6 protein-coding genes are annotated in these 9,809 nt (G+C 73.3%); 2 read left to right on the forward strand and 4 right to left on the reverse strand.

The annotated features are described in order from the left end of the window. Window positions 1-146: 146 nt before the first annotated feature. A complete protein-coding gene (locus RQG84_RS18010; protein WP_311211173.1) occupies window positions 147-1,193 on the reverse strand; it encodes an alanine racemase in 1,047 nt (348 codons plus the stop codon). Between the two features lie 214 nt (window positions 1,194-1,407). After that, window positions 1,408-2,556, reverse strand: coding sequence for a peptidoglycan bridge formation glycyltransferase FemA/FemB family protein (locus RQG84_RS18015; RefSeq protein ID WP_311211174.1), 1,149 nt, complete (start codon window positions 2,554-2,556; stop codon window positions 1,408-1,410). A gap of 124 nt (window positions 2,557-2,680) precedes the next feature. Here RQG84_RS18015 and RQG84_RS18020 point away from each other — a divergent pair, with 124 nt between their 5' ends. Beyond that, window positions 2,681-3,604: a siderophore-interacting protein gene (locus tag RQG84_RS18020; protein WP_311211175.1), complete on the forward strand. Its 924-nt coding sequence runs from the start codon at window positions 2,681-2,683 to the stop codon at window positions 3,602-3,604. Window positions 3,605-3,655: 51 nt separating this feature from the next. On the opposite strand, the gene murJ is transcribed toward RQG84_RS18020, so the two are convergent. Both murJ and RQG84_RS18030 read right to left on the reverse strand, forming a co-directional pair. Then, complete coding sequence (murJ, locus tag RQG84_RS18025) at window positions 3,656-5,419, reverse strand: murein biosynthesis integral membrane protein MurJ (protein WP_311211176.1); 1,764 nt, start codon at window positions 5,417-5,419, stop codon at window positions 3,656-3,658. Further along, the gene (locus tag RQG84_RS18030) at window positions 5,412-7,502 is read right to left on the reverse strand and encodes a DUF6049 family protein (RefSeq protein ID WP_311211177.1); all 2,091 of its coding nucleotides are present in this window, start codon (window positions 7,500-7,502) and stop codon (window positions 5,412-5,414) included. Before RQG84_RS18030 ends, murJ begins: the two co-directional genes overlap by 8 nt. Window positions 7,503-7,648: 146 nt before the next feature. On the opposite strand from RQG84_RS18030, the gene RQG84_RS18035 reads away from it, so the two are divergent. After that, window positions 7,649-9,055 carry a CCA tRNA nucleotidyltransferase gene (locus tag RQG84_RS18035; protein WP_396135358.1) on the forward strand — a complete coding sequence of 469 codons (1,407 nt, stop codon included), beginning with the start codon at window positions 7,649-7,651 and terminating at the stop codon, window positions 9,053-9,055. Window positions 9,056-9,809 lie beyond the last annotated feature (754 nt).

The raw sequence follows: 9,809 nt of genomic DNA on the forward strand, positions 1-9,809 counted from the left end.
CAGGGCAGGACCCGACCAGGCCGGCGCAGCCGCAGGGCAGGACCCGACCAGGCCGACTCACCCGCAGGGCAGGACCCGACCGGGCCGACTCACCCGCAGGGCAGGACCCGGCCAGGCCGACGCAGCCGGCCGATCGGGGCGGACCGTCAGTCCAGCACGACGCGGTCGAACGTGGCCGTCGTGTACCGCACCGCGCACGACACGGCGTCGCCCACGGCGGGTGTCGCGGCTGAGGCGGGCAGCAGCACCTGCGAGGCGTGCATGTGCGGCGGCTCGGCGAACCAGCGCTGCCGGCCGTCGACGGTGAAGGGGCTCAACGCCAGCCCGGCCGCCTCGAGGCTGCCCTTGGCGAACGTCTTGCCCCGCTGGACCACGCCCACGCCCGCGCGGGGCGCCTCGAGGCCGACGCCGTGGCTCGTGCCGCCGGAGATCACCAGCAGGTAGCCGTCGCGCGGCATGGGGCGCTGGCGGTACCCGACGCGCTCTCCGCGCGAGACGCGGTGGACGTCGAGCACCCGGGCACGCACGTCGAGCGCTCCGAGGTCGCCGAGCCACAGCGACGTGCCCACGCGGGGCCGCACCGTGAGGCCGGGGCGCCGCTCGCGCAGCTGGTCGAGCTCGCTCGGACCGAGGTGCGACACGAAGAACGTGGAGGTCTCGAGCTGCGAGGCCTCCAGGGCGGCGGCCCACGACTCGGCCTCGGCGAGGTTGCTGCCGGTCATCGGCAGGTGGGCGGCGAAGCCCTCGACCTGCAGCTCGCCGAGGGCGGCGACCGCCGCGGCCAGCTCGTGCCGGTCGAGCCCGTGGCGGGCCATCGAGGTCTCGCCCTCGACGACGACCCGGGCCCCCGGTCGCACCCGTGCCAGGGCGGTCACGTCCTCGACGCGACCGATTGTGTGCACGACGCGCGGGTCGGCGAGCGCCTGCTCCACGGCCGAGCCGTCCAGGAACGGACGCCACGGTCCGAGCACCATCACGTCGCCGCAGAAGGTCGCCAGCGCCTCGGGCACCTCGGCGTACACGCCGACCGCCACGGTGTCGGCACCCAGCGCGGTGCTCTCCGCCGCCAGTCGTTCGCGGCCGAACCCGTACCCGTTGCCCTTGATCACCGGGACCAGCCCGGGCAGCCGCGCGGCGGTGGCCGTCAGGTGCCGACGCCACCGCTCGGCGTCCACGTGCAGCTCGAACGTCATCGTTCTCTCCCCCCTGTGGCGTTGTGAAGGGTTTCCGACGATTCCCGCGACGAGAAACGTCGGGAACCCCTCGAAACGCGGCTCACCTGGACGGCGCGCTTCATCCTCGTCTCCTCATGTCGCGACTGCGTCGCGCATTCGTCGCTCGGCTGACGTGCGAACGTCGCTGCCTGGGTGCACGTCCTGCGTGACCCCGACGGGCGACGCTCCCACGTCATCCTCGTCTCCTCATGTAAGCCGTGAAGGCGGCGTAGAGGGGGCGGTTGAGGGGAAGGTCCCACTCGCCGAGGTACTCCACCGCCTGGCCGCCCGTGCCGACCTTGAACTGGATGAGGCCGACGTGCGGGTCGTCGGGGTCGAGGGTGTCGGTGATGCCGCGCAGGTCGTAGACGGTGGCGCCGGCGGCCAGGGAGTCGCGCATCATCTGCCACTGGACGGCGTTCGAGCCGCGCACCTCGCGCTTGGCCGACGTGGACGCGCCGTAGGAGTACCAGGCGTGCGTGCCGACGCGGACGAGCGTCGTGGCCGCCACCAGGTCGCCCTCGTGGTGCGCCAGGTACAGCCGCATCCGGTCGGGGTCCTCGGCGTTCAGCGCGTCCCACATCGTCAGGAAGTAGCCGAGGGGGCGGGGCGTGAAGTGGTCGCGCTCCGCCGTCTCGGTGTAGACGCGGTGGAACGCCTCGACGTCGTCGCGCGAGCCGAGCGTGACCTCCACGCCGGCCTTCGCCGCCTTGCGGATGTTGCGGCGCCACAGCTGGTTCATCCCCGCCAGCACCTGGTCCTCGGTGAGTGCGGTGCCGTCGGCGTCGGCGAGCGGGAGCCAGAAGTTGTACTGCGGCTGGCCCGCGCTGAACCCGCCCTCCGTGGCGAGCCGTCGCCAGCCGAGGTCGCTCAGCCGGTCGGCGACGGCCAGCGCATCGGCGTCGTTGACGTCGGCCGGGACCTCGCCGAGCGTGCCGAGGGCGGAGTCGGCCACCGCCGCCTTGACGGTGGCGGCGTGCCAGCGTCGGGTGACGACGGGCGGGCCCATCCGGATGCCGAAGGCCTTCTTGGCCTTGAGGTGTGCCGCGAGCGGTGCGAGCCAAGCGCCCAGGTCGTCACCGGCCTCGAGCCACGGCAGCACGGGCCCCTCGGGCAGGTAGGCGAGGAAGCGCTTGACCTTCGGGACCTGGCGGTAGAGCACGAGCGCGGCGCCGACGACGGCACCGGACGCGTCGACCCAGCCGACGGACTCCGCACCCCACTCGGCCTTGACCTGCGCCCACGCGGGGGTCTGCAGGAAGGAGACGGAGGGGCGGCTCGCGACGAAGTCGAGGTGCTCCTCGCGGGTGATCGTGCGGACGGTCACGGATGCGGGGCTCACCCGGCCGAAACTACCAGCGTCGAGCACGGCCGCAGAATCAGTTAGGCTAACCTAAGCAAGCCCGTCGGGCGCCCCGTGCGCGGCGCTCGCGGCCACGCACCGCTCCCCAGCTCTCGGAGGAACCATGCCCACCGCCGCACCGGCGATCTGCACCGCCACCGTCGTCCGGAAGGTGCGGCTGTCGGCGCACCTGGTCACCGTGACGCTGCGACCGGACACCTTCGTCTCGACGGGAGTCCCGGACGAGTACGTGCGGCTGCTCATCGCCCCCGAGGGCGCCGAGCTCGCGATCCCCCAGTACGACGAGAACTGGGTCATGAGCCTGCCCGAGGGCGCGGTCGAGCCGGCCGCGCGCGTCTACACGATCTCCGACCACCGGGTGGTCGACGGAGCACCGGAGATCGACATCGACATCGCCGTGCACGAGCGCGGCGTCGGCTCGGACTGGGCGCGCAGCTGCGTCACCGGCGACCGGGTGGGCCTCATGGAGCCGCACGGCCTGTACGCCGCCCCCGACGACACGGCCTGGCAGCTGCTCGTCGCCGACATCACCGGTCTTCCGGCGCTGGCCCGCATCCTGCGTGGGCTGCGGCCGGGGCAGCAGGTCGAGGCCGTCGTGGTCCTCACCGACGAGCGCGACCGCATCGCCCTGCCCAGCCCGGCCGACGTCGACGTCCGCTGGGTGGTCGTGGACCGAGAGACCGACATCTGCGGCGCCCTCGAGGCGGCCGTCACCGAGCGGGACCTGCCCCGCGGGGGCGAGGTGAGCGCCGACGTCCCGGCCAGCCGGTACGTGTGGCTCGCCGGCGAGGCCAGGGCCAGCCGCGGGGCGCGACGTCGGCTCCGGCGCGACCTCGGCTGGCCGCAGGCGGACTTCTACACCTGCGGGTACTGGCAGATCGAGGCCGAGCAGTGGAACGCCCGCTACGAGCAGGTGGCCGAGGAGGTGGACGCGCAGGCCCGGCAGGCGTACGTCGAGCTGGCCGACACCGACCAGGGCGCCTACCTCGACGCCATCGAGGAGATCTACGAGAAGGCCGGGCTCTGACGGGAGCCACGGACGACCGGACCGCCGCGGTCACGGGCCGGGGGGTCGCACCTAGCGACGCAGGAGCGACCCGACGAGGTGCGACAGCTCGCGCATCCTCACCACGCGGGCCGCGGCGAGGTAGCCCAGGCCACCCAGCGCACCGCCCACCGCGAGCACGACGAGTCCGCCCTCGGGGGTGTCCCGCGGCACGCCGACGGAGTCGAGCGCGGCGGTGGCGCCGAGCATGAGCGCGGCGGCGACCCCGCACGCGACCACGAGCTTGAGCAGGAAGCGGCGGGTCTCGGCATCGACCAGGCCGCCACCCAGCCGACGCGACAGCAGCGTCGTCGACAGCACGGTCCCCACGGCGTAGGCGACGCCGAACGCGAGGGCGAGCCGGGGCGCGAACTCGTCGGGCTCGGCCCCCCGCGTGAAGCCGATGGCCGCGGCGACGTTGACGGCGGCGATCACGACCTGGACGAGGAACGGGGTGCGCGTGTCCTCGTCGGCGTAGAAGCCGCGCAGCACCATGTAGTGGATCGTGAAGAACAGCAGCGCGAGGGCGAACGCGGCCATGGTGGCGCCGATGGCCGGTGCGCTGACCCGCAGCGTGGGCGCGAAGCCGAGCACGGCCGCGGCGGGGACGCCCAGGCACGCCAGGGCGGCGGCCAGCGGGGCGATCACGGCCAAGGTGATGCGCGCGGTGCGCTGCAGCTCGAGCACCATCCGGTCGTACCGGTGGTCCTGGGCCAGGGCGGAGATCGTGGGGATGATCGCGGTCACCAGCGAGACGGTGATGACGCCGTGCGGCATCTGGCTCACGAGGTAGCCGAGGGCGTACACGTTGGCCCCTGCGCCGTCGGCGCCCTGGCTGGCTCCGGTCAGCGTGCCCTTCGAGCCGAGCCGCTGGACGACGATGTAGGCCACCTGGTTGGCGGCGATGAAGCCGAGCGTCCACAGCCCGAGCCGCAGGGTGTGACCCAGCCCGACGCCGCGGAAGTCGAACCGCGGCGAGAACCGGAACCCGGCGGCACGCAGCGAGGGCAGCAGTGCGAGGAACTGCGCGACGATGCCGGCCGTGGCGCCCAGGCCCAGCAGGACCGCCTCGTTCGTCGTGAAGCCGCCGCTGCCCGCGGCATGGCCGTGGACGACCAGGAACACGCCGAGCGACAGCATGGCCACGACGTTGTTGACGATCGGCGCCCACATCATCGGCCCGAACCGGCGGCGAGCATTGAGGATCTGGCCCACCAGCACGAACGCGCCGTAGAAGAAGACCTGCGGCATGCACAGGTACATGAGCAGCTGCGCCGACTCCCGCTGCGCGGCCAGCTCGGGCTCGAACAGCTCGGCGTCGAACACGACCCGCATGATGAGCGGGGCGAGTGCGACGAGCGCGAGGGTCGCGACCCCGAGCACCAGCAGCCCGAGGGTGAGGATGCGGTTGGCGTAGGCGTCGCCGCCGTCGGCGTCGGAGCGCATGGCGCGCACGAGCTGGGGGACGAGCACGACGTTGAACACGCCGCCGGCCAGCAGGATGTAGAGGGCGTTCGGGACGGTGTTGGCGATCTCGAAGAGGTCGCCGTTCAGCGCCGCACCGATGGTGAAGGCCAGCAGGAAGCTGCGACCCAGGCCGGTGAAGCGCGAGACGATCGTGCCGAGCGCCATCCACGCGCTCGCCCGCGCGACGTCCGACTGGGCGGGTGAGTCCTCGCCGGAGGGATGCTCGGGAGGCAACGGTGCCTCGGGGGCTGCGGCCTCGTGCGCCAGCGCGTCGGCCGGCTCGGCCTCGCCGGGCTCGTCACCGTCGTGGGGGCGCGGGGGCTCACTCATCGGGCTCGCCCCGGTCGAGTGCGTCCCCACGGCCGCGACCGCGCAGGAACCGGCGGCCGAGCGCGAACAGCACGAACAGGCCCGCCGCCCCCATCAGGGCCCACAGTGCGATGCCGACCCGGCTGGAGCGCACGTTGAAGGAGTCGGCCTGGCCGACCGGGGTGCCGCCGCTGGTGATGAGCTGCGCCGTGAAGGTCGACGACGTCTGCTCGCCGACGTCGACGGTGACGGTGAGCGTGCGCCGCTCACCGGCCTCGACCTCGACGGGCTCGACGTCGGGCACCGTGAGCGCGGGGTTGCTCGTGTTGATCCGCACCCCGACGCGGACGGGGTCGTCGGTGTCGTTGCTCACGGTGAGCGGGAAGGTGCCCTGCGAGCTCGACAGCGTGATCGCCGGCGGTCCCTCGACCTGCAGCCCGTCGAGCGCGGCACGGGTGCGCCGCAGCTGGTCGACGGCGGCCTCCGCACCCGTGTCGCGGTCGCGGCGCCACGCCACCGAGAGTAGCTCGGCGACGGTGCGGTCGGTGCGCGCCGTGACGTCGTCGGCGTCCACCACCAGGTCGGCGACGACCGACGCAGCACGCACGAGGTCCTCGACGGCACGCAGCTGTCGCCCACGCAGGGGCGTGGCGTCGGAGGTGCGCGGGACGGACCCCGTGTACGACGCGCGGCCGGTCGAGAGCAGGTCCTCCAGGTCGCTCGGCGTGACGAAGTCGGGCGTGAAGGCGCCCGAGAACGAGCCCGCCTCGGTGCCGCCGGGGTTCCAGGTGGGGTCGATGAGGACGAAGGCGTCGGCCTTGGACTGCCGGTCGCCACGCCGTTCGAGCGAGGCGAACGCGGCCTCGCTCACCAAACGCTGGCGCAGGGTCGCGACGGTCTTGGACCCGGGCACGCCGACGTCGAGCCCGGCGTTGACGAACAGCGGGACCGGTCCCTCGTCGGTGCGGCGGGTGACGATGGAGCCCAGGCGCGGCTCCCAGTCGGGCACGGCGTCGCGGGTGACCACCACCGGCCGTTCGCCGCCGTCACGCACCTCGCTGAGCAGGCGCGACGTGACACCGGTGCGGGTGGGCCAGGTGACCCGTCGCCCGGTGAGCTGGAACCGGGCCAGGGTGCCGGACGTGGCGCGGTCGACGGTGGCGGCGAGCTGGGCGGCGTCGTCGGACGTGCTGATGGCCAGCACGTCGGGGCGGGCGTAGTCCAGGGACCAGGTGGTGACCCGGCGGGAGAGCTCGGTCAGGTCCGTCAGGAAGGTGCGCGCAGCCGCGCGCTGGACGGCGGTGACCTGCACGCCCTCCGGCAGTCGGCGGCCCTCGGCGAGGTCGTCGAGCCCGACGAGCAGGGCCGGGTCGAGCACGATGGTGGTGCCCGGGCCTGGGGCCTGCCGAGCCCGGTCGAGCAGGTTGCGCAGCTGGCCCCCGGGCGAGACGCGCTCGGCCAGGTCGGGTGCGTCGAGGTAGGTGCCGTCGGGGCCGATCCGGTCCGGCATGACGAACGGCCACACGAGACCACCCGGCACGCGGGGCGAGGTGTCGTCGATGCGCGGAAGGAACGTGGTGGCACGCGCGATGGCGTTGGTGTCGCGGGTGCCGTCCTCACCGGTCGCCAACACCTGCACGCCGACCGGGTAGACGCCCTCGGCGCCGTTGATCCTCAGGTCCTCGTAGGGCACCTGGACGCGGAACGGCCGGGTCGAGCCCGGCTCGAGGGTGCCCACCTCGTCGATCGCGTCGAGCTCCACGACGCGCTGGCCGGTGTAGGTGGCCTCGCTCTCCACGGCGTCGGTGACCTGCTGCCGGGTCGTGAACGGCGCGGGCGCGATCACCAGGTAGGCCTGCGCCTTCGTCCAGCGCTCGTCACCGGAGTTCGTGACGAGTCCGCTCAGGGTCACCGTGGCTCCGTCGCGCAGCTCGGTGGGGCTCACGCCGGTGATGCGGATCGAGACGTCGGGGTCGATGGCGGCCTGGGCGGCCGGCGCGCCGACGAGGGCCGCACCCCAGCCGACCACGGCCGCGAGGACGGCGGCGACCCAGCGGTGGAGGGAGCGCGGGCCCGGACGCAGACGTCGGCCCGGGTTCGTCACCCGGCCCATCGTAGTGGCCGCACCTGTGCGCCCCGGGGACGCGGCACGTCGGCAGTGCCGCGCCCACCACGCACCCCGGCACCGGTGCCCGGACACTAGACTCTCCCCCCGTGCCCGACCCTCAGCCGACGACCGACGACCCCGCCGTGCGCGCGGCCGTGGCCGCGGTGCTGGACGAGCACCCCGTGCTCGCCGACCTGGGCGCCCTGTTCGAGGCCGCCGGGCACGAGCTCGCCCTCGTCGGCGGACCCGTCCGCGACGCCCTGCTCGGCCGCGCGGTCAACGACCTGGACCTGACCACCTCGGCGCGCCCCGACGACGTGGAGCGCATCGTGGCCGGCTGGGCCGACGCCGTGTGGGACGTCGGCCGCGAGTTCGGGACGCTCGGCCTGCGCAAGGGTGGCGACCAGATCGAGATCACGACGTACCGGGCCGACGCCTACGACGTGTCGTCGCGCAAGCCGCAGGTGGCCTTCGGGGACCGGCTCGAGGGAGACCTGTCGCGCCGCGACTTCACGGTCAACGCGCTCGCCGTGCGGCTCCCGTCGGCGCAGTTCGTCGACGAGTTCGGGGGCCTCGCCGACCTCGCGGCCGGGCTGCTGCGCACGCCCGTGACCCCGGAGCAGTCCTTCAGCGACGACCCGCTGCGGATGATGCGCGCGGCCCGGTTCGCCTCCCAGCTGGGCTTCGGGGCCGACGACGCCACGGTGTCGGCCATGACCGCCATGGCCGACCGGATCGAGATCGTGTCGGCCGAGCGGGTGCGCGACGAGCTCGTGAAGCTGGTGTGCGGTGGCGACCCGGTGGCCGGGCTCCGGCTCCTCGTCGACACCGGCCTGGCCGAGCACGTGCTGCCCGAGCTGCCGGCGTTGCGGCTGACCGCCGACGAGCACCACCGTCACAAGGACGTCTACGAGCACTCGCTCACCGTGCTGGAGCAGGCGGTCGAGCTGGAGCACCGGCTCGACCACCGTCCCGACTTCGTGGTCCGGTTCGCCGCGCTCGTGCACGACATCGGCAAGCCCCGCACCCGTCGCTTCGTCGACGACGGCACGGTGACGTTCCACCACCACGACGTGGTGGGCGCCAAGATGACGCGCAAGCGGATGAAGGCGCTCCGATTCAGCAACGACCAGATCGACCAGGTCAGCCTGCTCGTGGAGCTGCACCTGCGCTTCCACGGCTACGGCTCGGGGGAGTGGACCGACGCGGCCGTCCGTCGCTACGTGCGCGACGCGGGCGACCAGCTGGAGCGGCTGCACATCCTCACCCGCGCCGACTGCACCACCCGCAACCGGCGCAAGGCGCAGCGTCTGCAGCGCACCTACGACGACCTGGAGCGCCGCATCGAGGTCCTGGCCGCCCAGGAGGAGCTCGACGCGATCCGCCCCGACCTCGACGGCAACCAGATCATGGAGATCCTCGGCATCGGGCCCGGTCGCGAGATCGGCGAGGCGTACCGGTTCCTGCTCGACCTGCGGATGGACCGTGGACCGCTCGGTGAGGACCTGGCTGCCGAGGCGCTGCGCGCGTGGTGGTCGGCGCGCGGCTGACGTCCAGGCCTGTGGCGGGGGCTGAGGTCCAGGTCTACGGCGGGGGCTGACGTCCAGGCGGCGTGAGCGACCCGCGGCTGGCTCTCGTCGCTCGACTGCGCACGGACCTGCGGCTGCGTCGACACGGCTCGTCGTGGGGGCGTTCTCGAAAGGCCTCGACGGGGCGGTGGCGTCCGGGGCGGCCGAGCCCTCCGGCTGCCCCCATCGGTGGATCGTCAACATCTGGAGTGGTTCTGCGGTTGCTGAGCCACCGATGCACTCGTGGGGCCGCCCCATCGGTGGATCGTCAACCTCTGGCGGGTTCCTGCGGTTGCTGAGCCACCGATGCAACGGTGGTGCCGCCCTCATCGGTGGATCGTCAACGTCTGGAGTGATTCTGCGGTTGCTGAGCCACCGATGCCCCCCCGAGCGGTGACTTCTCCACCCTTTGCCCCGCCGAGCGGTGACTTCTCCACCTTCTCAGCGCTGAGAAGGTGGAGAACGCACCGCCCGGGTGGGCAGACATACCGATTCGGTGGAGAACTCACCGCTCGGGGGGCAGGAAGCCCTCCCCGCACCCCGCAGGCCCGGTCGCGACGCTGGGCCTCGCCCGGTCGAGGCCTTTCGGAGGCCGACCCGGCCAGGAGCCACGCCGACGCAGCCCCACCCCACCGAGGAGCCACGCCGACGCAGCCCCACCCCACCGAGGAGTCACGGCAGCGCAGCCCCACCCCACCGAGGAGCCACGCCGACGCAGCCCCACCCCACCGAGGAG

It is taken from the genome of Aeromicrobium sp. WCS2018Hpa-31 (assembly GCF_031843905.1).
GTDB lineage: Bacteria > Actinomycetota > Actinomycetes > Propionibacteriales > Nocardioidaceae > Aeromicrobium.